The organism is Syntrophaceae bacterium (assembly GCA_013177795.1).
Taxonomy (GTDB): domain Bacteria; phylum Desulfobacterota; class Syntrophia; order Syntrophales; family UBA2192; genus UBA2192.
In genome coordinates this window covers 1,030,762-1,053,440 of the sequence record JABLXY010000002.1, presented here as the reverse complement: position 1 = coordinate 1,053,440, position 22,679 = coordinate 1,030,762, and the positions used below count along the sequence as shown (strand labels likewise).

At 64.4% G+C, this 22,679-nt stretch carries 16 protein-coding genes; 1 reads left to right on the top strand and 15 read right to left on the bottom strand.

The genetic code is table 11. From position 1 onward, the window contains the following. Nucleotides 1–182: 182 nt before the first annotated feature. From HPY67_09875 to HPY67_09840, 8 genes are all read right to left on the bottom strand, one after another. Nucleotides 183–1,838: an acyl-CoA synthetase gene (locus HPY67_09875; protein NPV05024.1), complete on the bottom strand. Its 1,656-nt coding sequence runs from the start codon at nt 1,836–1,838 to the stop codon at nt 183–185. A 221-nt stretch (nt 1,839–2,059) separates the two neighbouring features. Beyond that, on the bottom strand, nt 2,060–3,409 hold the full coding sequence (locus tag HPY67_09870; GenBank protein ID NPV05023.1) for a CoA transferase: 1,350 nt from the start codon (nt 3,407–3,409) through the stop codon (nt 2,060–2,062). Between the two features lie 6 nt (nt 3,410–3,415). Continuing rightward, nucleotides 3,416–4,741 carry a CoA transferase gene (locus HPY67_09865; GenBank protein ID NPV05022.1) on the bottom strand — a complete coding sequence of 442 codons (1,326 nt, stop codon included), beginning with the start codon at nt 4,739–4,741 and terminating at the stop codon, nt 3,416–3,418. Nucleotides 4,742–5,310: 569 nt separating this feature from the next. After that, nucleotides 5,311–6,402 (bottom strand): AmmeMemoRadiSam system radical SAM enzyme, encoded by a 1,092-nt coding sequence (gene amrS, locus HPY67_09860; GenBank protein NPV05021.1) that lies wholly within the window; start codon nt 6,400–6,402, stop codon nt 5,311–5,313. A 208-nt stretch (nt 6,403–6,610) separates the two neighbouring features. Further along, nucleotides 6,611–7,579 carry a PAS domain S-box protein gene (locus tag HPY67_09855; protein ID NPV05020.1) on the bottom strand — a complete coding sequence of 323 codons (969 nt, stop codon included), beginning with the start codon at nt 7,577–7,579 and terminating at the stop codon, nt 6,611–6,613. A gap of 39 nt (nt 7,580–7,618) precedes the next feature. Then, nucleotides 7,619–7,816, bottom strand: coding sequence for a hypothetical protein (locus HPY67_09850; protein ID NPV05019.1), 198 nt, complete (start codon nt 7,814–7,816; stop codon nt 7,619–7,621). 353 nt (nt 7,817–8,169) lie between these two features. Then, entirely contained in the window at nt 8,170–9,537 is a 1,368-nt protein-coding gene (locus tag HPY67_09845) for a sigma-54-dependent Fis family transcriptional regulator (GenBank protein ID NPV05018.1), read from the bottom strand. Between the two features lie 105 nt (nt 9,538–9,642). Next, nucleotides 9,643–13,764: a PAS domain S-box protein gene (locus tag HPY67_09840; GenBank protein ID NPV05017.1), complete on the bottom strand. Its 4,122-nt coding sequence runs from the start codon at nt 13,762–13,764 to the stop codon at nt 9,643–9,645. A gap of 379 nt (nt 13,765–14,143) precedes the next feature. On the opposite strand from HPY67_09840, the gene HPY67_09835 reads away from it, so the two are divergent. Beyond that, complete coding sequence (locus HPY67_09835) at nt 14,144–14,677, top strand: HPF/RaiA family ribosome-associated protein (GenBank protein ID NPV05016.1); 534 nt, start codon at nt 14,144–14,146, stop codon at nt 14,675–14,677. Nucleotides 14,678–14,779: 102 nt separating this feature from the next. Here HPY67_09835 and HPY67_09830 read toward each other — a convergent pair whose 3' ends face one another. The 7 genes from HPY67_09830 to rimI form a co-directional block, all read right to left on the bottom strand. After that, nucleotides 14,780–16,381 carry a Na/Pi cotransporter family protein gene (locus HPY67_09830; protein NPV05015.1) on the bottom strand — a complete coding sequence of 534 codons (1,602 nt, stop codon included), beginning with the start codon at nt 16,379–16,381 and terminating at the stop codon, nt 14,780–14,782. A gap of 415 nt (nt 16,382–16,796) precedes the next feature. Beyond that, nucleotides 16,797–18,836 carry a hypothetical protein gene (locus HPY67_09825; protein ID NPV05014.1) on the bottom strand — a complete coding sequence of 680 codons (2,040 nt, stop codon included), beginning with the start codon at nt 18,834–18,836 and terminating at the stop codon, nt 16,797–16,799. A 137-nt stretch (nt 18,837–18,973) separates the two neighbouring features. Further along, complete coding sequence (locus tag HPY67_09820; protein ID NPV05013.1) at nt 18,974–19,393, bottom strand: YjbQ family protein; 420 nt, start codon at nt 19,391–19,393, stop codon at nt 18,974–18,976. 192 nt (nt 19,394–19,585) lie between these two features. Then, nucleotides 19,586–20,269: an MBL fold metallo-hydrolase gene (locus tag HPY67_09815; GenBank protein ID NPV05012.1), complete on the bottom strand. Its 684-nt coding sequence runs from the start codon at nt 20,267–20,269 to the stop codon at nt 19,586–19,588. A gap of 57 nt (nt 20,270–20,326) precedes the next feature. Beyond that, the gene (locus HPY67_09810) at nt 20,327–21,244 is read right to left on the bottom strand and encodes a dihydroorotate dehydrogenase (protein NPV05011.1); all 918 of its coding nucleotides are present in this window, start codon (nt 21,242–21,244) and stop codon (nt 20,327–20,329) included. Nucleotides 21,245–21,353: 109 nt separating this feature from the next. Beyond that, entirely contained in the window at nt 21,354–22,148 is a 795-nt protein-coding gene (locus HPY67_09805; protein ID NPV05010.1) for a dihydroorotate dehydrogenase electron transfer subunit, read from the bottom strand. A 19-nt stretch (nt 22,149–22,167) separates the two neighbouring features. Beyond that, complete coding sequence (gene rimI, locus HPY67_09800) at nt 22,168–22,644, bottom strand: ribosomal protein S18-alanine N-acetyltransferase (protein ID NPV05009.1); 477 nt, start codon at nt 22,642–22,644, stop codon at nt 22,168–22,170. Between the last annotated feature and the right edge of the window lie 35 nt (nt 22,645–22,679).

Below are 22,679 nucleotides of genomic sequence, written 5' to 3'. Positions count from 1 at the left end.
CTCTTCAAAGGGCCCTGAACCATCAAAACCTGCCCGACAGACCGTGCGCGGATAGACGTTACGGATATTTTGTTGTCAAAGAACGGGTAAACAACTCGTCCCCTCTTGACTGTTGCGACACAGCCTCAAAAGCCGGGGGGCAGAGGGGGTCTGCCTTTCGCCTTTCGCCTTTCGCCTTTCGCCTATCCCTTCGCAAACATGTCCTTGTACGTCACGCGCATGTCTCGCTTGAGGATCTTGCCCGTGGGCGTCTTGGGCAGCGCCTGTACGAAGACGACGCCCTTGGGCACCTTGAAGCCCGCCAGTTCCTTGCGGCACAGGTCGATGATCTCCTTTTCGGTGATCGTCTGCCCCGCCTTGGGCACGATGACGGCCGTGACGGCCTCGACCCACTTCGGGTGCGGCACGCCGATGACGGCCACTTCCTGTACGCGCGGGTCCTTGTAGATGGCCTCCTCGACCTCGCGGGTGGGCACGTTTTCGCCGCCGGTCTTGATCATGTCCTTCTTGCGGTCCGCCACCGTGATGTAGCGGTCCTCGTCCATGATGCCCACGTCGCCGGAGTGGAACCAGCCGCCCTTCATGGCCTCCTCGGTCTTCTCGGGGTCCTTGAAATACATCATGAGGGCGTGGGGCCCCCTGCCGCAGATCTCGCCCGGCACGCCGGGCTGTGTGATGGGGTTGAAGTTGTCGTCCTCGAGCCTCGTCTCCATGTTTATGCCGCCCATGCCCGCCGAGCCCAGCTTGCGCAGCGCATCCTTGGCCTTGAGGACCGTGTGGTAGGGCGCCAGCTCCGTCTGGCCGTAGTAGTTCCAGATGCCCGTGCCGGGCAGTTTCTCCATCAGCTCCTTGAGGATCTCGACGGGCATGATGGAGGCCCCGTAGTAGCACTTCTTGAGGCTCTTGAGGTCGTACTTACCGAAATCCGGGTGCCGAAGCATCCCGATCCAGACCGTGGGCGGCGCGAAGAACATCGTGGCCTTGTAGTCGGCGATGTTCTTGAGGATCTGACCGATGTCGGGGGCAATGAGGATGTTCGTGCCGCCCACCCAGAAGACGGGGTTCAGGAACACGTCGCGCTGGGCGCAGTGGTAGATGGGCAGGGCATTGACCTGCACGTCGTCCTCGTTGTATTGCCCGTCCACGATGCAGCCCATGTACTGGGCCATGAGGGCCTGGTTCGAGATGATGACTCCCTTGGGCAGCGACTCGGTGCCGCTCGTGTAGGTCATCTGGACGGGGTCCTCGATGCGCAGGACGGTGTCGGGCTCCGTCGCGGGATAGGCTTTATACCACGGTTCGAAGTCCTTGAACGTCTCGTTCACGGGCGGCTTGCCCGCACCCTGGCGGGACCAGATCCACGTCTTGACCGTCGGCATCTCGCCGAGGACGTCCTTGACGAGGTCGTAGAGCGCGTCCTCCACGATGAAGACCTTGCTCTCCGAGTGGTTGATGCAGTAGGCGATGTCCTTGCCGCGGAGCAGGTAGTTGATGGCGAGGTACACAGCGCCCGCCTTGCAGCAGCCGAACCAGGTCAGGACGTGGTCGATCGTATTGTGCGCCAGGATGGCCACCCGGTCATATTTCTGCACGCCGAGGTCCATGAGCGCGTTGGCCACCCGGTTGCACTCCCCCTCCATCTCGGCGTAGGTCATCTTCCGGTCACCGAAGATCATGGCCGTCTTGTCGGGGAAGTGGTAGGCGCTGCGCCGGATCATGTCGGCGATGACCCATCGGTTGACCTTGTTGTAGCGGGTCATCAGGTACTCGACGGTGTCCTTGTTGAGGGTGTTGAACTTCGCCTTGTCCGCGTCCGTCAGGGGAATGCCGAGAGACATAAACGTGAACCTCCCTCTCAAAGATGGTCTTTCCGGTTACGCAGTTTCGAGTGTCGAGCTGTCAAGGGGGCACGGGGCCGGGGCGACCCTGTTTCCGATCAGACCCCCGCAGCCCCGGCGGTGCCCGTACACCCGAAACTTCAAATCCCCCCTGCCTCCTTTTCTAAAGGGGGGTGGGGGATTCTGTCGCTCTTTCAGCCTTTCCGCTCTCACCGATGACTTCAGATGACGCCCTTGCCCTCGAGCTCCTTGAGCTTGGCGGGCCCGTAGCCCAGGTACTTCAGGTAGACATGCCCGTTGTCATAGCCCGCGGGGCGGCAGGCCCACTTCGTCCGCGGCGGGGTCTCCGTCGACTTCCACTGCGACTGGGCGCAGATGACGGAGCCGAAGACGGGGTCCTGCACCGGCGTGAAGATGCCGCGGTCCTGCCAGTTCTCGTCGTGCATGGCCTTCCAGGGCGAGACGATCTCGGCCACGACCGGCGTGATCGGGGCCAGACGCCCGCTCTTGGCATACTCGACGGACTTCTGGGTCAGCTCCTCGCTCGTGTATTTCTTCGTCTCCGGGTCGATCATGGACTGGTACTTGAGCTGCCAGTCCTTCTTCATGAAGGGCGCCAGCGTCGTCCACTCCTCGGCCTTCCACTCGTCATACTTGCCGATGATGTCGACGAAGGCCTTCCACATCTCGAGCCTGAGGCCGCCCAGGAAGACGCCGCCGTCCTTGGTCGGGAAGAACCCGTAGAGCCACAGGGCCGTGTCGAGGCTCCCGAAGCGCTCGGCGATCACGCCGGCGTGGGCGTACCACATGAGCTGATAGTCGGCCAGGCGGCTGTACGCCTCGGGCGTGCAGATGTCGATGGCCTGCCCTTCCCCGGTCTTGCCCCGGTGGTAGAGGGCTGCGAGGATCCCCATGGCGCCGAAGGTTCCCGACACGGCCCAGGCGATGTGGGGGCCCGCCTTGGTGGGAACGGCCCATGGCATTTCCTCAACCGTCTTGCCCTCGGGAAGCACCTCGCCCGTGCAGTACTGGATCCCGGAGCGGGCCTGGGCGACGTTGTCGTAGTCGTAGAGCTTGCGCTCGCTGTCGGGACCGAACTGGCCGTAGCCCGTGATGGAGCACATGATGAGGCGCGGGTTGATCTTTTCCAGCGCCTCGTAGCCGAGCCCCCAGCCGTCCATCGTTCCCGCCGGGTAGGTCTCGATGAGCACATCGGCGGCACCGACGAGGTCCTTGAAGATCGCGCGGCCCTCGGGGGTCTCCATGTTCAGGGTGATGTGATGCTTGTTGCGGCCCTCCTGGAGATAGGCGAGCCCCGTGTCCTTCACCATGATGCCGCCGGGGGAGTACGTGCGGATCAGGTCCCCGCCGGGCGGCTCGATGCGGATCGTCTCGGCGCCGAGTTCGGCCAGCAGCGACGAGCAGAAGCAGCCCGCCATGCTCCGGGAGCTCAGGTCGATGACGACGAGGTCATCGAGGGCCTCGGGCTTCTCGAAATTCTTTGCAGGGTCGTCCAGGGAGCGGATGTGATCCGCCCAGGCCGCCCACTTCGCTCTCTTGTAGTCTGCCATGGCTCATCACCTCCTCAAGATGGCGCCGGACTGCCCGTCCCAGTCGGACGGCGGCCTGCGGCCCTGCTGGTCCTTCCACTTCCCGAGCACCCCGTGACCGTAGAGCTCCTTGAGCTGCTGCTCGCTGCGGCCGAGGATCTTCGTCATGATGTAGTCGTTGTCGAACCCGACAGGCCGGACCGACCAGCGGTGCTTGGGCGGGGTCTTGGACATGTTGATGGGGATCTCGTGGTCCACGTACTGGCCGTACATGGGGTCGTCGATCACCTTGACAGCGCCGCGGGCCCGGCGGTGCGGGTCCTCGCACTCGTCCTTGGCCGAAAAGACCCGGGAGGCGGCAAAGCCGTGCTTGACGCCCAGCTTCTCGACCTCGTCGGCCGTCTTGCCGGCGGCCCAGTCGGCGATGATCTTGAGGATGGCCAGCGCGTTTTCGTCCTTGAGGCGGGTCTCGTGGTCCTTGAAGCGCGCATCGGCGGCGAGCTCGGGTTTGCCCATGGCGGCGCAGAGGCCCTTGAACTCGTCGGGCGCCGGCGCGGCGAGAGCCACGAACTGCCCGTCCTTGCAATAGAAGGTGTCGGCGGGGCAGATGCACTGGTCCCGGTTCCCCGAGGGCTCGGCGTGCCTCTGCGTCACCTGCTGGTAGGGCCACACCCACGTCATGGCCCGCATGATGTTCTCGCTCTGGGACATCTCGATGTACTGCCCCTTGCCGGTTCGCCGGCGGTAGTGCAGGGCGGACAGCACGGCCACCTCGCCCATCATGGCCCCGAAGACGTCGCAGATCCAGATGCTCTGCTTCAGGGGGGGCTTGCCGGCGAAGCTCGACAGCCAGGCGTAGCCCGAAAGCGCCTGGGCGGCGCCGTCGTTGGAGGGGCGGTCCTCCTCGGCGTAGCGTCCCCACTGGCCGAAGCCGTTCTTCTCGATATAGATGATGCCCGGGTTGACCTTCCGGATGTCCTCGTAGCCGATGTTCCAGCGGTTCGTGACGGCGGGCCTGAGGTTGAACTCGACCACGTCGGACTTGGCGCAGAGCTCCTTGAAGATCTGCTGGGCCATGTCGATGTGCAGATCGAGGGCCATGTAGTACTTGTCGGGGTTGATGTGGATGAACATGGGCCCCTGTTCCTTGTAGAACCAGCCGAAGGGGTTGAGCGAGCGGGTCACGTCCCCCACGGGCGGCAGCTCGATCTTGATGACCTCGGCCCCCAGTTCGGCAAGGAACGACGGGCCTGCCGGCCCGAACAGGAGCGTGCAGACTTCGAGAACCCGGATCCCGCTCAGGGGGCCCGGCCGCTTGTTCTTGGTCTCGGCGTAATTCTTGAAAACAGTCATAAAGTTCCCTCCTTTGAAGACCGCATCGATGAATTGCAGGGCCCGGATGACCCCAGCCGACACCCGCACCGATAGAAGCATTCGACTCTATGACTCCCCGATTCACCTCCTTTCCGTTGTGCATTTGCTTTCATATCCAGAGACTCTGTCTTGTCCGGGACTCCGCCGGGGCCGGTTGCGCCGACGCGACGGGCAGCGGGCCCTGGTCTTGCATCCTGGGCTCACCCGGCCGTAGCGGACCCTTGGGTGCTCCAGAATCGAAGATCAGGGCTCGGCCCTTCGCGGGGCACGGTGAATAAGTACGGGTCTGCCCTGCGCAGACGGCGCCCATGAGGCGTGATCCGACGGGAAAAGTCCAAAGAGAATAACTGTGGATGTTACCCGGTTTGTAACGCTGCCGCTTCTGGAGTGGATTGGTTGCCTTGCCGTTAACCGATGGACGGGGTGAAACTCACGGCTTCAGATAGCATCCCGGTCAGGAGAAAGCAAGGGGAAAGGTGATGTCTGGGCGGGTTGGATCGGCGGAAAACGGGCAGCAGCAAGGTTTCTTTCGGAGGGAGGCTCTGACTTCACCGTCTTTCTTGATGGTTGTTGTTTGATCCCGGACGGCTATCTGTGACCCGGACTTCGCTCCCTCCCGGGGTCCGGCTGGCCGTCCGTTCCCGGAACACCCCGGCGATGCGGCTGTTGCAGCGCGGGCACTGGCAGTCGCGAAGGTCGTTGCGCTCCAGCCAGAAGCCCCTGCGCCGGATCACGGGGTTTCCGCACCCGGGGCAGAGGGTTTGTGCCGCCTCGCCGACCACGTTGCCGAGGTAGACGTAGCGCAGCCCCGCTTTCTTCCCGAGATCGAAGGCGCGCCGCAGCGTCTCGAGCGGGGTCGCGCCGACGCCCGTCATCCGGTAATCGGGGTGAAAGCGGCTGATATGCCAGGGGATGTCCCGATCGACCTCGGCAATGAAACGCGCGATGTCCGACAGTTCCTCGTCGCTGTCGTTGACGCCGGCGATCAGCAGGGTCGTGATCTCGATCCACACGCCAAGCTTCTTCATGAAGCGGATGGATTCCAGGACGGGAGCGAGCCTGCCCCGGCAGACCTTCCTGTAAAAATCGTCCCGGAAGGATTTCAGGTCCACGTTTGCCGCATCCAGAAAGGGGGCGATGACCTCGAGGGCCTCCGTGGTCATGAAGCCGTTGGTCACGAAGATGTTGGCCAGCCCCTCGAGCCGGGCGAGGCGGGAGATGTCGAAGGCAAATTCGAAAAAGACCGTCGGTTCCGTATAGGTGTAGGAGATGCTTCGGCAGTGCTGCCCGAGCGCCGTCTCCACGACGCCCTCCGCCCTCATCCGGAAACCACCGGCCGCCGTGCCGTCGCGGACGGAAATCTGGGAAATCTGCCAGTTCTGGCAGAAGGAACAGTTGAAGTTGCAGCCCATGACGGCAACGGAAAAGGAGGCGGTACCGGGCAGGAAATGGTAGAGGGGCTTCTTTTCGATGGGGTCGACGTGGGCGGCGATGAGGTCGCCGTAGGCATGGGTCCACAGCCTCCCGCTCCGATTCTCGCGCATGCCGCAGATGCCAAACCCCCCGCCCGATATCCTGCAGCGGTGATTGCAGAGGTAGCATTCGACGCCGCCCTCGTCGCCCCAGGGACGCCAGAGCATGGCTTCCCGGGGCGTGAGCGTTTTCATGCGATCCTTGATGGCCATCGTGCCCCTCTTCTGTCAGGCCGTACCCCGCGGTATCCCGGGACGCCGGGTCCGGGGTCTGCGCAGACGGAAAAGGATCGAATGCTGATCACGGCCCTCGGCTCTCTGTCTCTCAGCCGCGGGCTGGCGATTCGGGCAAAGAAGGGGATTGACTGTTCCTTGTTCAAACCGGTGCGGAACAGCCGCAGCGTGCGGCAGCGGACCTGCGGCCGCCTGTGTCCCCCCGGCCTTGCAGGGTCTGCTCCCTGGCGGACATGACGACGAGGTTTCCGAGAAGCGCCTTCTGCCCGCGATACGTCACGGGACGAACCCTGGCTCGAACCCACCGCACTCGGCCGTCCTTCGTGACGAGCCGGAAGTCGCAGGAGGCCCCCGGTTCCCCCTTCATCTGGCCGATGTTGCTCCGGCGCACCCTGGAACGGTCGGCGGGGTGGATGATCTGCATCGGGTCAACGGACGAGATTTCGTGCCGCCCGTACCCGCAGCTCTCCGCGAAGCGCGGGTTCACGTACAGCATCTCCCCCTTGCGGAAGATGTAGACGCATAAACCCGTCCGGCCGGTTTCCCGCCGTGCAATCGAGGCAGTCCCGGGCGAGGCTCTCAACAACCCGCGCACCCCGTCGATTTCCCCGGCGCGCACGACGGGGTGCAGGTCCATGCGGGCCGGCACGAGAGAACCATCGGCCCTTCGCAGGATAACCCTCAGACCGTCGACGCTCTCGCCGCGCAGCACGCGGATGAACCCGTCGATCACCGGGGGCACGTCCTTTTCCCGCAGGAAGCGGCTGAACAGGGAGCCGAGGATCGACTCGCGGTCAGCCCCGAGCAGGTTCTCCGCCCCGCGGGGGACATCGACGATGCGGCCCTGGAGGTCGAAGCGGTACTCCCCGGGATCCACCCGGTCACCGCACGGGCCCTCGCGCGCGGTGCGACAGGCCCGCCGCTGCGCTTCGGCATCCCCTCTGATCCGGACGGCACAGCGCCGCAACAACCCGAACAGGAGAACCAGAAACAGGCCCAGGGCCGTGATCGTGGGGCTGTCTTCATTGTCGAGGATGGCCGATTCGCTCCAGGCCTCGATCCTGACGAGAGCATCCAAAATCTGCAGCGTGAGTAGGTTGAGGAGAGCCATGATGCCTTCCGGATGAAACGCCTGTCTTGGCTGAAAGGGTTACCTCAATTTTTCCGGGGGCTTGCCTTCAAAGTACCGCTTTACGGAGTTGAGGATCGTGTATTCCAGGTCACCCTTCGATTTGCCCGTGTCGTTCTGGAAATATTTGCGCATCGTGTCGACGATGTTGGACTCCATGTCGGCCCGCCTGCCCGACCTGATCTCCCGCTCTGCACCGGTTGCCGCCAGCCTTTTCATGTTGCCGCTCCTTCCGTCGAGGACCCGTGTGGCTTACGCCTCGTTGATCGAACCGGCCGATCCTTTCATGGCTCAAACCGGAACCACGAACAGACCGGATTGCGGAATCATTCAGTTAACATCATTATGCAGCGAGCAAGTGGGATGCCACAATGCCGCAGGCACGGAAAAATTCTCAAGTTCGCGTAGGGGAAGATAAAACCAGCGGGCGCAGCAGGATTGCCGTCAGGAGACTCGGTTTCGCGGAATACAACCTCGCGGGAAACGGGCAGGGAGCAGCCTCCCCGTTCGGCCATAACACATGGATATCAAATGGGAATTTTCGAAGTGACCTTTATGTCCCCCCTCGTGACCTAAAGGTCGCCCAGGAGCATTTTCCAGCGGGGGTTCCGGCGCATCTCAACGAGCTTCCTCTGCAGCTGCCTGACCGTGATCCCCAGGATCTGCGCCGCCTGCTTGCGGTCGCCCCGGGTGTGATGCAGCACGTAGAGGACGTGGGTCTCGTAGTTCTCCTTGAGACTGCACAGGCTGCGCGCATACAGGGGCGCCGCGGCGATCTCCTCCCCCAGGTGCCTCGGCAGGATCGTGGCCGTGTCGGCCAGCAGGACGGCATTTTCGACGATCTGGGCCAGTTCCCGCACATTGCCCGGGTAATCGCGGCGCATGAGGATGTCCATCGCTTCGGGGCTGAACCCGTGCACCGGCTTGGCGTGTTTCTCGACCGCCAGCTTGAGGAAATGGGCGGCCAGGACCGGTATGTCATCCTTGCGCTCCCTCAGAGGCGGGAGGTGGATCTGGGCCGACCGCAGTCGGTACATGAGATCGAGCCTGAACTTTCCCTCCTGGCAGGCCTTGTCGAGATCCTTGTTGGTCGCCGAGATGATCCGCACGTCCACCCGAATGGGCTTCGTCTCGCCGAGGCGCGTGAAAGTCTTCTCCTCCAGCACGCGCAGGAGCTTCGACTGCATCTGTTGCGGGAATTCGCCGATCTCGTCCAGGAAGAGCGTCCCCCCGTCGGCCTGCTCGAAAAATCCCTCGTAATCCCTGAGGGCCCCCGTGAAGGCCCCCTTGACGTGCCCGAAGAACTGGCTTTCGAAGAGGGTCTCCGGGATGGAGGAGATGTTGACGGCCACGAAGGGCCCTGACGGCGAGGGCCCCTCGAGGTGGATTCCCCGGGCCAGGAGCTCCTTGCCCGTCCCCGATTCCCCCGTGATCAGGATGGGGTTGCCCCCCTTGGCCATGATCTGGGCGTACGAGAGCAGAGCCCGGATCTGCGGGGATGCGGTCACGATCGCCGCGAACCCGTCGGGCTGGCGGGTATCGCGGGCCTGCCGGGCGAGGTTCATCCCCGCCATGAGCCCCTTGCGCTCGTAGGCCCGCTCGAGGACCCTCATGAGATGCTCGTTGTCCACGGGCTTGACGAGATAATCGTACGCGCCGAGGCGGATGGCCTTCACGGCCTGCGAGACGACGTCGACGGCCGTGATGATGATGAACTCCGTGCCGGGCTTGAAGGGCTTGGCGGCCTCGAGCACCTGGATGCCGTCCACCTCCGGCATGAGGAGGTCCAGCAGAACGAGATCGTAATCGCCCTCCTTGATCCGCCGGATGGCCTCCTTGCCGCTGTCGCAGGTCTCCACGTCCCTGATGCCCTGCCAGCGCAGGATCCTCTTCATGGACGACAGGGTCACGGCCTCGTCATCGACCACCAGGATCTTCATTCGCAGTTTCCTCTCATCCGTTGTGTTTTATTCTTTTCGGTCGGAGGCATCGGCATACCTCGGCGGCAGATCGCAGGAAGCATCCGTCACCGGCCGCACCGCGGCCTAGAATCTCTGTCTCGTCAGCCCGTCGAGGACCTCCTTGAGCTTTCGGATGTCCGGCGGGCCCGCGACGTGGATATCCGGCTTCTCTCCGCCCGGCCCGGCGAAATCCCCTTCCTCGCCGCCCCACGCGATGATCGTGACGAGGGGGTGCCTCTCGCGCAGGACTCGCAAGTATTCGGCCGGACTGCTCCCCGTACCGGGTCGCATCATCAGGACAACGTCCACCTCGGGGTGCTGCTCCAGGTACTCCGACAGGCGCTCCGCCGACGGCTCTTCGGCTTCGACGCCATGAAGGAACCCGTCGTCGATTCCGCCCATCTGCATCTGGAGTTCCTTCATTTTTCCGTCATCGCACCCGAGAGGCAGGGTGAGCGGCCGCAGGTGCATCGGTGCGCCCTGCCGGAGGGGCAGGAACACGGTGAAGCGGCTGCCGATGCCCGGCCGCGAAAGGACGCCGATCACCCCCTGGTGTTCCTGGATGAGGCCGTAGGAGACGGAAAGCCCCAGGCCGGTGCCGCCCGTGTCCCGCCGCGTCGTGAAGAAAGGCTCGAAGAGCCTGCCGACAACGGACCCGGTCATGCCGCGGCCGTTGTCCTCGACGGAGATGATGACGGCCTCGAGACGCGGGAGGTGACGCGTCGAGATGCGGATTCGACCCTTCTCCCTGTCCGGGATCGACTGGTGCGCGTTCACGAGCAGGTTGGCCAGAACCTGTTCTAGCTTCTGGAAGTTGCCGTGGACCTGCGGCAGCCCGGCACCGAGGTCCAGGTCCAGCTTGGAGACGGAGCGCCGGATCTGCCCGCCCACGATCATGAGCGTGTTTTCCACCACGTCGTTCACCGAGAGGGGCCTCGCCTGGGACCCCTCGTCGACGCGGGCGAAATCCTTCAGGTTCGAGACGACCCGGTTGATCCGGTCCGACCCGATTCGGAAGGCATTGATGATCTCGGCCATGTCGCTGCTGAGTTCCTCGAAGCGCACGCCCCGCCTGCCCCACCCGGGGTTGGCGGCGGCATGCTCGGCCAGGACCGGCTCGCAGAGCTTCCAGATCTCCTCCAGGAGGGGGATGTTGTATGCGATGAAGCTGTTGGGGTTGTTGATTTCGTGCACGACGCCCGCCACGATTTCACCCAGGGAGGCCAGCTTGTGCGCCTGGATCACCTGCTGCAGGCGTGTGTTGGACTCCCGGAGGATCCGCTTTTCCTCCGTCACATCCTGCCACATCCCCACGATGTGGCCCAGCGAGCCCTCGGGACCGCGGATGAGGCGGCAGAACTCGGAGAACCATCGGTACGAACCGTCGGCGGTGCGGAACCGGAACTCGCAGCGGCATGTGCCCTTCGTTCCGATCTCCAGGTGGCAGCTGCGCACGGCGTACCGGTCGTCGGGGTGGACATGCTCCATGAAGAAGCCCGGTTTGCCCAGAATCTCCACCGGCCGGAAACCCGTGAGTTCCTCGACGGTGCCCGTGATGTAGGTGATCTCGTCCCCCGCACTGCCCGAGGCGGTGAAGGTGACGATCGGCAGCGATTCCAGAACGACGGAGAGCCGCTCGGAGGTCTGGATGAGCCTCGTCTCCGCGTGCTTACGCGACAGGGCCGCGCTCAGCGTGCTGGCCACCACGTTGAGGGCCTCGATCTCCACGTCGGACCACTGTCTCTCCTCGGCGCAGTCATCGAAGCCGATGAATCCCCACCACCGGTCTCCCAGGTAGACGGGGACGACGGCGATCGAAATGATGCCCTGCGACTCCAGGAGCGTCCGCTCGCTTTCGGGAAACTCATGGACGGGGCCGAAGATGTGGCCGCCCTGCCGCATGACCTCGACCCATCGGCTGTATCCCATGCGTTCCATGGGAAGATCCTGCAGGGCGGGGTTGCCGATCTGGGGGTCGACACCCTCTGCAACCCACTCGTAGCGATGGCTCGTCAGCAGAACCCCTTCTGCCGTCATCCGGTTTTCGAAGAGGTAGACGCGGCTCACGCCGGTGACCGTGCCCAGCCGGGCCAGGATCTCCCGGATGTCCGTCTCCCAGGACGGTGCCTTCAGGAACCGCTCGGCCGCGAAGCTGGCGACCTCGAGGATGGCGTCGCGGTAGCGCAGCTGCTCCTCGGCACGCTTCTTGTCCGTGATGTCGCGGATCGATTCGATGGCGCCTGCGATATTTCCCTGGGAATCGTACAGGGGTGCCGCCGTGCCTGCGAGGTAGACCCTCTCCTTGCCGCGGCCCGTGAGGTAGCTCTCGCCGAACAGGGTCTCCCCGCGCCGGTGGATATTCGCGTAGCGGCCTTCGATCGCCGTGTCGGGCGCCAGGACCTGGTCGATGAGCAGCGGCCTTCGCTCCCCGTAGAACGGCAGGGCATACTCGTAGTTCCCCTTGCCGAGAATGTCCTTCGCGGCGACCCCCGTCATCTGCTCCATGGAGCGGTTCCAGGCGATGACCCGGCCGTCACGGTCGATGACGAAGGTGGGGTCCGGCAGAAACGCGATGATGTCCGACAGCCGTCTCTCGGAATCCCTGAGTGCCGTCTCGGCCCGTGTGCGGTCCTCGATCTCCGAGATGAGGGCCTGGTTGGCAACCATGAGTTCCGAGGTCCTCTCGAACACCCTCTGCTCGAGCTCGTCCTGGTAGCGCTGCAGGGCCTCCTCGTTGCGCTTGCGGTCCGTGATGTCCAGGGCGGTGAAGACGACGCCGGCAGACAGGTTCCGGGGGTCTATGGCCCTCGAGCTCAGCAGGATATCCAGCACACGGCCGTCTTTGCGCCGCCACCGGGTCTCGATCACGCCCGTGCCGCCTCGCCGGACCTCGACGTACTTCTCGCGGCCGACGCGCTCGTACTCCTCGTCGCTGGGGTAGAGGATCCGGGCGCTCTTCTCCGCCAGTTCCTCCACGGCATAGCCCAGCATGCCCGCCAGCTGGCTGTTGGTCCAGCCGAGCACCCGGTCGTACACGAGCCCGATTCCGATCGGGGCGGCCTGGAAGATGCTCTTCAGCAGCGCCTCGCTCTGCTTCAGCGCCTCTTCCGAGCGCTTGCGGTCGGTGATGTCCTGGCTGTAGAGGACCAGCCGGCCCACCCTGCCCCCGGACTCGAAGATGGGGTAGATGCTGTGTTCCAGCCAGCGGCCTGCCTGCTCGTCGGTGAAGCGGATCGGATGCCCGTACCGGATCACCTCCTGGAAACGCGCCTCGCGGTGGACGGCCAGATCCTTGTCCATATACCGATAGATGGACGTCCCGATCGCGGCGTCCGGCGTCGTGCCCAGCCTCCTGGCAAAGGTTTCGTTGGCCGCCAGCACGGTCCCACCCGTGTCGATGAGGGCGAAGGATTCCGTTGCGGCGTTGAGCATGGCGCTGGCCGTCTCGAGGCTGTCGCGCAGCGCCGCCTCGGCCCGCTTGCGCTCCGTGATGTCCGTCGCGAACTCGACCCGCACGTCGCGGCCGTCGGGCCACGTGATGATGCGGTCCACGTTGGAGTAATGCTTGTCCAGCGTCGGGTTGTAGTGCTCCCAGCGGTAGGGCTCCGGGGTCCTCTCGAGAATGATCGCGTTGGTGCAGAACGGGCAGGGGGCATCAAGGCCCTGGAACGCCCGGTGGCAGATCTCGCCGACGGTCCGCCTGCCGAAAGCGCGATCCAGCGCCTTGTTCGTGTAGAGGATCTCATAGGTGTGGGGGTCGGCGACATAGACGAGCGTCTCCATGCTGTCGAACATGGAGAAGAGCTGTTCCCGCTCGAGCCGGAGGGCGGCCTCGGAGCGCCTGCGGTCCGTGACGTCTTGCACGATCGAGCAGAGCAGCTTCCGGCCCCCGAGAAGGATCGGGCCGCTCGCGACCTCCACGTCCCGGATTGAGCCGTCGGCAAGGCGGTGCCGGAACTGGAAATGGCGATTCTGCCGCCCGGCGGCCTGCCGCATCTTCTCGCGAAGCGAGCCCTCGTCGAGCAGGTTGATGTCGCTGATCCGCATGGTCCTAAGCGTGCGGGTCGGGTACCCGTAAAACCGCACGGCAGCCCGGTTGGCGTCCACGATCCTGCCGTCCCGGGGGTCAATGATCAGCATGATGGTGTGGCTGTCCCGGAAGAGACTCGCATAGAGCTCTTTGCCGTCCAGCGAGGGGACGGGCATTCCCCTGACGGCCGGACCGCTCCCGCTCTTTCGCGGCCTGGGATCGGCCGGAGAGACGGCGTTTTTCTTCCTCCCGGCTGACGGTTTGCGAGGGCGCTTTGCAGGCACTACAAGCCTCTCGAGTCTGAAGCGGGTGGATGCCCTGCACGGCCGCGGCCTGACGGGCATGCCGCGGTACCCGGCTGCAGGGCGGTCTCGCGGGGCGTTTTCGAACGTGTAAAACCGACGCAGCCGCAATGGTTCCTTCTAGCGGATCGATTTCGGAAATGTCAAGAATTATAAGAGAAACGGCAACCGCGCCGGTTCGCCGCCGCGGCTTTCTTGACGTGCATCGGCACCCGTGTTATCGTGGGGTCAAATCCAACCGGAGGGAATCCCCATGGCACGAATCCCTCTTCAAATCACCTCCCGCAACTGCGAGATCACCGGCGAAATCGAGCATCTCATCCAAAAAAAATCGGAGAAACTCGACAAGTTCCACCGCGGCATGATGAGTTGCCGGGTGCTGGTCGAGGTGCCGCACCGAAACCGCAACTCCGGCACGGTGTACAACGCCAGGATCGACCTGGCCCTGCCCGGCAAGGACATCGTGATCCGGCGTGAGGCCCACGAGGACCCCCACAAGGCGATCACTCTCGCCTTCGATGCGGCGCTGCGCCGGCTCCAGGCCCATGCACGCAGGAAACGGGGGGAGGTCAAGCGCCATGAGGAGCCGCCTCGCGGACGGGTGGCATCGCTCTACCCCGAGGCGGGTTACGGGTTCATCGCCGCCTCGGACGGGAGAAACATCTATTTCCACCGCAACAGCGTGCGCCATGAGGAGTTCGACGACCTGCGGCCGGGCATGGAGGTCGTCTTCGTGGAGGAGCCGGGCCTGAGAGGCCCGCAGGCGAGCAGCGTCAAGCTGCGCTGAAAGCAACACAGTTCAGACAGCAGGCACCAAGGCAAGAAATCCCCCTCGATCCCCCGTTGTCCAAGGGAGAAGCGAGAGGGATTTTTTGGTCTCTGCTTCCTGCTACTTCAGGTCCCGCGCGAACTCCGCGATGTTCTCGCAGTGATCGGACATGCGCTCGAGGCGGATCAGCATCTCCACGAAGATGGGCCCGGCCTCGGGCTGACAGATGGAGGAGAGGTAGCGCTCCAGGTGTCTCTTGCGCGCCTCTCGGACCAGCCTGTCCACACGGTCCTCGCGGGCAAAGATCCTCGAGATCAGCTCGCCGTTGATCCCGTCCAGAAGGGACACGGCATCCCCCAGGTTGCGGTTGATCAGGTCTGCGATCTCGTCGATCTCCGCGAAGGCCCACCGCGTGAACTCGATATCGCCCTTGTGCCGTTCCCTGGCAAGGCCCACGACGTAGATGGCGTGGTTGCCGATCCGCTCGATGTCGTCGGAGATTCCGGAATAGGCGAAGAGTTTTCTCGACTGTTCGACCGTCAGCCCGCCCTTCGAGATCTTCATCAGGTAGCGGTTCAGCTCCCTGCGGAGATTGTCCACGACCAGTTCGATGTACCGGATGTCCCGTGCCCTCCCCTCGCCGAAGCGCGGGATGAGCCCGATGCTGGCCTCGCACATCCGCTGAACGAGGAACATCTGGCGCCGCAGCTCCTTTCGGACCTGCTCCAGGGCCTCGGACGGGTCGCGCAGACTGCGGTCGTCGAGGAACTCGGGCCAGATCGGCAGCGTCTCGACCTTGCCGGGAATGATCTTCTCCACGAGATAGGAGAAGGGCTGGAGGAAGAAAAAGAAGAAGGCCACGATGAAGACGTTGAACAGCAGGTGCCCGAAGGCGATCTGCTGGGCCACCTCCGGGCTGAGTGCCGCCAGGACCCGCAGGAACAGGGGGAGGGCCATCATGCAGAGAACGGCGCCGATCAGCTTGAAGAGGAAATGCGACAGGGCCGCGCGCTTGCCGTTCACGTTGGCCACGAGGCTCGCGATGAGTGCCGTGATCGCCGTGCCGATGTTGGCCCCGAAGACGATGGGCAGCGCGTGGTGTAGGGTGATGACGCCGTTCTGTGCCAGGATGACGAGAATAGTGATCGGGACCGCCGAGGAGTGGATCAGCGATGCGGCGGCAACACCGATCGCAAGCCCCAGCAGGGGATGGTCCGCCCACTGGAATAGGGCGCGGACGGCCATGCTCTCCTTGAACGGCGCCGTGGCCAGCGAAACCAGCTCCAGGCCGAAGAAGATGAGCCCGAAGTAGAAAACCCCCTCGCCGATCTTCTTCCACCGCAGCCGGCCGAAAAACCAGAGCATGCCCCCGCAGAACACGATCAGCGGGGAGATCTCGGTGACCTTCCAGACGACGAGCTGGACCGTGACGGTCGTGCCCACGTCGGCCCCGAGGATGATCGGCAGCGACCGGTAGAAGCTCATCAGCCCGGCGCTCACCATGCCGACGACGAGCACGGAGGTGGCCGTGCTGCTCTGGAAGAGGACCGTCGTGACGATGCCCGTGACCAGCCCGTAGATGGGCCTCTCCACGGCCAGCCGGAAGAACTGGCGGATCCGGACGTTGCTGAGATATTGCTGGACCTCCTCGCTCAGGCGCATCATCCCGAAGAGAAAGAGGGTGATGCCCGCTGCGAAGAGCAGGATCTCGCGGACCCCCATCACGGCTTGCCGTTCCTCCCGCGGCCCCGCCGGCGCGCAGCTTCCACGGCCCGTGTTCCCGGACGGGCAGAACGGTCTCACGGACCGTTCGCTTCGGGATCTCCCGGGTTCGGTGCCTCTGCCCGAAGGCGCCCACGGCGGGCCGGACGAATGAGGCGCTCCCGTTTGCGCGGGCGGGCCGACTCAGCGCACAGGACCCCCGGCCTGACGGCCAGGCGAGGGTTCCGACGCGCTCAATTCTCCATGGATCTGGGGAGCTGCAAAAAGCGCGCCCCCGGCGCGCCTGAACGGTCGGGAAAGGCAGAGACGACAGGGTGGATCGAGACCCTCAACTCTGGAACGGGCTTCGCCGGGTGCGGGGACGAGGGATCGAGGATACATGTCTTCGCTTTGTGCCTCGGTCCTCGATCCTTCTTTAGGAGACTTCGATCTTCGCGTCCACGGCGATGCAGCCCTTGCCCTTACCGTATAGGATCAGCGGGTTGATGTCAATGTTGCCGATCTCCGGGTGGTCGGCCAGGAGCTTCGAGACGCCTGCGATGCAGCGTGAAAGGGCTTTCACGTCGAGGGGCCCCTTGCCCCTGAACCCGTTGAGGAGGCCCGCCGCCCTGATGTCGCGCACCATGGACTCGGCGTCCTTCACCGTCAGCGGGGCGACGCGCATGGCCGTGTCCTTGAGAAGCTCGACGAAGATCCCGCCGAGACCGAAGAGGACCACGTGGCCGAACTCGTTGTCCCTGCGGGCCCCGATGATGACCTCGGTGCCTTCCGGCGCCATCTTCTGGACGAGGCAGCGGCCGGCCTTCATGGCTCTGAAGGCCTTGCGAAGCTCAACCTCGGAGCGGATGCCCAGCACCACGCCGCCCTTTTCCGTCTTGTGGAGCACGCCGGGATCGGCCGTCTTGAGGGCCACGGGGTAACGCAGCCGGCGCGCCGCTTTGGCGGCCTCGTCGGCGGTCAGGGCAACCGCCGCGGCCGCGTGGGGGACCCCGTAGGAGCCGAGAAGCGAAAAGGCTTCGTCGGGACCCATGAACCCTTTCGCCAGGACGGATTTCCTGCGGGATCGAGCGGCCGCCTTCTGCGGCTGCACTTTCCTCGAAGAATGGAAGCGGTGATGCCAAAGCGACCGCGAGAGGGCCTTCATGGCCGTGTCGACGTCCTCGAAGAGGAAGGCCCCCGTCTCCTCCCTGACGGAGAACCAGGTGTGCTTGTCGGGGATGATGCAGGGGATGACGGGCTTGCCGTACCGGTGGGACAGGGAAAGAGAGGCCTCGAGCAGGCGCTTCGACGGGGCGACCTCGAGGCTCGCCACGTAGGCGTGGCTGAAGACGACCCCGTCGACGCCGTCCTCGGCGAGGGCCTTCTCCACGATGCCCGCGTAGGCGTCGATGTTGAAGATGTCGCCCATGTCCAGGGGATTCGACAGGCGGATCACCCCGGCCCGGATGTGCTGCCGCACGTGAGCGTAAAAATCGTCGGAAAGCGATGCGAGCTCGAACCCGTAGCGGTGCACCGCATCGGCCAGCAGGACGGCCTGCCCGCCGGAGCGGCCCAGCACGGCAAGCCGCGGCCCCCGGATGACGGGAAGCGAAAAGACCTTGAAGCACTCCATCATCTCCGTGAGGTTCTGGACCCGGTGGATCCCTGCCTGGCGGAAGGCCGCGGTCACGACCTCGTCGTCCCCGGCGAGGGCCGCCGTATGGAAGCGCGCCGCATGGTGGCTCACGGGGTTCGTGTTGGCCTTGAGGACGATAAGGGGCTTGTCCGTTGAGCCCGCCAGCCTCATCAGCCCGGCGCCGTCGGCAACGTTCTCCAGGTAGAAGCCGATGACCCGCGTGTCCGGGTCGGTTTTCAGGTAGGCAAGAAAGTCGTTCTCGTTGACGTCAATCTTGTTGCCCATGCTGATGAGCTTGCTCGCGCCGAGGTTTTCGCAGGCGAGCAGCCGCATGCAGTCCAGGGCGATCCCGCCGCTCTGGGCCACGATCGAGATGTGGCCCTTTCTCACCTCCCGGTTCTCCAGGGGGACGAAGGGCAGGACGAGCCCGTTTTCCAGGTTCACGATGCTGATGCAGTTGGGCCCCACGATGCGCATCCCCCATCGTCTCGCGATGTCGAGAACCTCGCGCTCGAGGTCGCGGCCCTGGTCCGCAAACTCGCTGAACCCGCCCGATTCGATGATGGCGCGCCGGATTCCCTTGCGCCCGCATGCCTCCAGGGCCTCCGGCACATGCCGGGCCGGAAGGAGAAAGACGGCCAGGTCGGGCACACCGGGGACCTCCTCGACCGCGGACACGATCGGCACGCCGCCGACATCACCGCCGCCCTTTCCCACGGCGTAGACATGGCCTTTGAACCCGAACCGCTGGAGATTCAGAACGATGTTTCTCGCCAGGTTGGTGGGTGCAGCAGAGACCCCGAGCACGACGACGCTGTCCGGGAAAAAAATCTTCTCCATCCTTTCCTCCTCCGATGCAAACCGATATGCAGCGAAAACCTGCAGCTGGATGTGCTTCCGAAGCGTATCGCAGGAGGCAGCAGGCGACAGGTGACGTCAAAGGGCAACCATGAACAAGATGCCTTTTGCCTTTTGCCTCATTCTCCAATGATCTTCACAAGAACCCGCTTGCGGCGGCGGCCGTCGAACTCGCCGTAGAAGATCTGCTCCCAGGGGCCGAAATCGAGCCTGCCCGCCGTCACGGCCACGACGACTTCCCTGCCCATGACCTGGCGCTTGAGGTGGGCGTCGCCGTTGTCCTCACCCGTCCGGTTGTGCCGGTATCGCGAGACCGGTTCATGGGGGGCTAGCGTCTCCAGCCACTCGGCGTAGTCCTTGTGCAGCCCCTGCTCGTCGTCGTTGATGAACACCGAGGCCGTGATGTGCATGGCGTTGACGAGGACGAGCCCTTCCCTGATGCCGCTCTCGGCCAGGCAAGACTCCACCTGGGGCGTGATGTTCACGAAGGCCATACGGGAAGGCACATTGAACCACAATTCCTTGCGGTAGGACTTCATGGAAGCTCCCCCTTTTCTGCACTCAAACGGGTCCTTTTCTACACCCAACGGCCGGTCATGAAAAGATTTTTTTTGAAGCGGGTGAGAAAGGTCGGGGCGAGGGTGAGCGACCGGGAGAAGGTGGCAGGTGACAGGTAGCAGGTTGCAGGAAGAGACGATAAGCAGGGTGGCTCTGTTACCTGTTACCCGGCCTCAGCTGTACTGCCTGAGGTAACCCTGGATGTACTTCCGGGCCTGATCCTTCGTCTGAAAGATACCGAAGTGGCCCTCGCAGAGGATGTCTGCCTCGAGCGCGAGCAGCCTCTCCATGGACTTGCGCCACTGGTTCACGTCGGAGCCGAAGCTGGGCAGGAAGGGACCGTGGATGTCCTGGCCGAAGAGCACTCTCTTGCCGCCGCGGTCGAGGTAGATCGACATGGAGCCCGGCGTGTGGCCGGGCGTGTGCAGCAGGTGCAGCTCCCCGCCGCCGAACCGCAGGATCTCGTGCTCGCCCTTGAACCGAACGTCGAGGGGCGTGGGGGGAAACTCCGTCTCGTACCAGTTGGCGGCCGTCATGACCGGGTCGCCTTCCTCGATGGCGCGGGCGTCCCGTTCGTGCGCGGCCAGCCTGCAGCCGAAGGTTTCGCGGAAGTAGGGCGCCGCCCCGATATGATCGATGTGGCAGTGCGTGAGGATCACCGTCGAGATCTTCGCCGGGTCGAGGCCCGCGGCCTCGATGTTGCGCACCAGCGTCCGGGCGCTCCGGCCCGCCCCCGCGTCGATCATGACGAGCTCGCCCGGAAAATCGATGACGAAGACCGTGGCGTCCTCGGACAGGGAAATGTTCGGCCCGCCCACCAGCCAGACGCCCTCGATGATCCGCTCCGGCTTGCCCATGTTACCGTCTCTCCAATCTCTCAGGTCTGTCCGGTCGAATCCCCCTGCCCCCTTGCTTCAATCCGTCTTCAGCGATCCGATGAGCTCATTGACATCACGGATGCCGTGCCGCGCGAGATACGCCTCGATGCCCTCGACGATGTCCATGGTGACCCGGGGATTCACGAAATTCGCCGTCCCCACCTGGACGGCCGTGGCCCCCGCAATGAGGAACTCCAGGGCATCATCGGTTTCCATAATCCCCCCGATCCCGATGACGGGGATCGACACGGTCTTCACGGTGCTCCAGACCATGCGGAGCGCCACGGGCTTGACGACGGGACCCGACAGGCCGCCGGTCACGTTCCGAAGGTGCGGGATGCGCCTCTCGACATCGATGGACATGCCCATCAGCGTGTTGATGAGCGACAAGGCGTCGGCCCCGGCGGCTTCGCAGGCGCAGGCGATTTCCGTGATGTCGGAGACGTTCGGCGAGAGCTTCACGATGACGGGAAGGTCCGTGGCCGACCGTACGGCCCGGGTGACCTCCCCGGACACCTCGGGGTCGCAACCGAAGACGTGGCCGCCCCTCTGCACGTTGGGGCAGGAGATGTTGACCTCCAGGGCGTGGATGCCGGGCACGCCGCTCAGCGCCGCGGCGACCCTGCCGTACTCGTCCACGGTCTCGCCGAAGATGTTCACGATCACCTTCGTGTCGAACTGGCGCAGCCAGGGCAGCTTGTCGGCGACGAACGCCTTCACGCCGACGTTCTGCAGACCGATGGCATTGAGCATCCCCCCGGTCGTCTCCATGATCCGCGGGGGAGGGTTTCCCCTTCGGGGCTCGAGCGAGATTCCCTTCACCACCACCGCCCCGAGCCGGTTGAGATCGACGTAGGGGGAATACTCCTCGCCGTACCCGAAGGTTCCCGATGCTGTCATGACGGGGTTCTTCAGGACCAGGCCGCCGATTTTCACCTCCGTCCGGGGCTTCAACGTCGTAATCCTTTGCTTCTGGCTTCTTCAGGGCATGAAACGATAGGCGACTTGACACAAGATGCTGCCAGAACTCGGGCAGTCTGTTGCCTTTCGCCTTTCGCCTGCCTCATCGCCACACGATCTGCCGCAGATCGAACACCGGGCCGTCCGAGCAGACCTGGCGGTATTCCACGCCCGCGGGGGTCCGCACCTCGATGGCGCACCCCAGGCACGCGCCCATGCCGCAGGCCATGCGCTCCTCCATGAGCACCTGGCAGGAAAGGGAATGAGCGGCGGCGATCTCGCTCATGCGCTTGAGCATCGGTGCGGGGCCGCACACAAAGACGCCTGTCCTCGCCGGATCGAAAGAGCCCGCGTCCCGTCCGAAGAGTTCCGTCACGGGGCCTCGGTGCCCTGCGCTCCCGTCGTCGGTGCTGATGCGCACCTCGGCGCTGCAGACCTTCACGCGGTCCACGCCGAGGAGAGTCGCGGCATCGCGGGCCCCAATGTAGGCGACCACCCGGGTCCCCGCCGAGCGGCAGCTCAACTCCTCAGCGAGAAAGACGAGGGGCGCTATTCCGATCCCCCCGGCCACGAGGACGGCCGTATCCATCCCGGGAGACAGCTCGAACGTGTTGCCGAGCGGGCCCAGGATCTCCATGCACTCCCCTTCGCAGAGCGTCGAGATGACTTTCGTCCCTTTGCCCGCGGCGCGGTAGAGGATCTCGATCTTGGCCCCGTCGCCGTAATCGGCGAGGCTGTAGATGCCTAGCGGCCGGCCGAGGAAGGGCATGCCCCGGCCTGCGGGGCGAAGCATGACGAACTGCCCGGGCCGGGCATCCCGGAATCTGCGGCTCACGGCGAGCGCCATGAGGTAGTGGCCGGGGGCCGCCTCGGCATTGGACAGAATCGTCGCCGTCATGTCTTCCCTGCTGAACATCTCAAAGCTCCAGCCCCATGATCAGGGCGTCCTCGCTGTTGTCGGAGTAGTAGCGGGGCCGGATTCCACGGGGCTCGAAACCAAGCTTCCGATAAAGCGCCTGGGCCGCCTCGTTGGACCGTCTGACCTCGAGGGTGCAGGTCCGCATCCCGCACTGGCGGGCCAGGTCCAGGACCTCCGCGACGAGTCGCGCGGCGACCCCCTGCCTGCGCTGATCCCTGCTCACCGCGAGGTTCGTGATGTGAACCTCGTCGGCCACGAACCAGCAGATGATGTAGCCGGCCAGCCGCCTTTTCCCGGCTTCCGCGCACCTTGCCGCAAGACATCGCGCGAGCGGAAAATTCAGGTCCTGCCTGAACATGCCGACCGACCACGGGGCGGCGAAGGATGCCCGCTCGATCTGCATGACCTCGCCGAGATCGCGCTCCGTGAGCGGCCCGATCTCCAGGCTGCCTGTCTTGTCGATGCCGACTGTCATTTGCGAGCCACGGACCCCGCCTGGAGGCGGGTTAT

What these genes read in the sequence shown, in the direction of transcription:
- HPY67_09805 (NPV05010.1), bottom strand. Translation starts at nt 22,148, where the DNA reads ATGACGGCGACGATTCTGTCCAATGCCGAGGCGGCCCCCGGCCACTAC.
- HPY67_09875 (NPV05024.1), bottom strand. Translation starts at nt 1,838, where the DNA reads ATGTCTCTCGGCATTCCCCTGACGGACGCGGACAAGGCGAAGTTCAAC.
- HPY67_09845 (NPV05018.1), bottom strand. Translation starts at nt 9,537, where the DNA reads ATGAAGATCCTGGTGGTCGATGACGAGGCCGTGACCCTGTCGTCCATG.
- HPY67_09820 (NPV05013.1), bottom strand. Translation starts at nt 19,393, where the DNA reads ATGAAGTCCTACCGCAAGGAATTGTGGTTCAATGTGCCTTCCCGTATG.
- HPY67_09830 (NPV05015.1), bottom strand. Translation starts at nt 16,381, where the DNA reads ATGGGGGTCCGCGAGATCCTGCTCTTCGCAGCGGGCATCACCCTCTTT.
- HPY67_09850 (NPV05019.1), bottom strand. Translation starts at nt 7,816, where the DNA reads ATGAAAAGGCTGGCGGCAACCGGTGCAGAGCGGGAGATCAGGTCGGGC.
- HPY67_09825 (NPV05014.1), bottom strand. Translation starts at nt 18,836, where the DNA reads ATGGAGAAGATTTTTTTCCCGGACAGCGTCGTCGTGCTCGGGGTCTCT.
- rimI (NPV05009.1), bottom strand. Translation starts at nt 22,644, where the DNA reads ATGACAGTCGGCATCGACAAGACAGGCAGCCTGGAGATCGGGCCGCTC.
- amrS (NPV05021.1), bottom strand. Translation starts at nt 6,402, where the DNA reads ATGCTCTGGCGTCCCTGGGGCGACGAGGGCGGCGTCGAATGCTACCTC.
- HPY67_09815 (NPV05012.1), bottom strand. Translation starts at nt 20,269, where the DNA reads ATGGGCAAGCCGGAGCGGATCATCGAGGGCGTCTGGCTGGTGGGCGGG.
- HPY67_09840 (NPV05017.1), bottom strand. Translation starts at nt 13,764, where the DNA reads ATGCCCGTCCCCTCGCTGGACGGCAAAGAGCTCTATGCGAGTCTCTTC.
- HPY67_09865 (NPV05022.1), bottom strand. Translation starts at nt 4,741, where the DNA reads ATGACTGTTTTCAAGAATTACGCCGAGACCAAGAACAAGCGGCCGGGC.
- HPY67_09835 (NPV05016.1), top strand. Translation starts at nt 14,144, where the DNA reads ATGGCACGAATCCCTCTTCAAATCACCTCCCGCAACTGCGAGATCACC.
- HPY67_09855 (NPV05020.1), bottom strand. Translation starts at nt 7,579, where the DNA reads ATGGCTCTCCTCAACCTACTCACGCTGCAGATTTTGGATGCTCTCGTC.
- HPY67_09870 (NPV05023.1), bottom strand. Translation starts at nt 3,409, where the DNA reads ATGGCAGACTACAAGAGAGCGAAGTGGGCGGCCTGGGCGGATCACATC.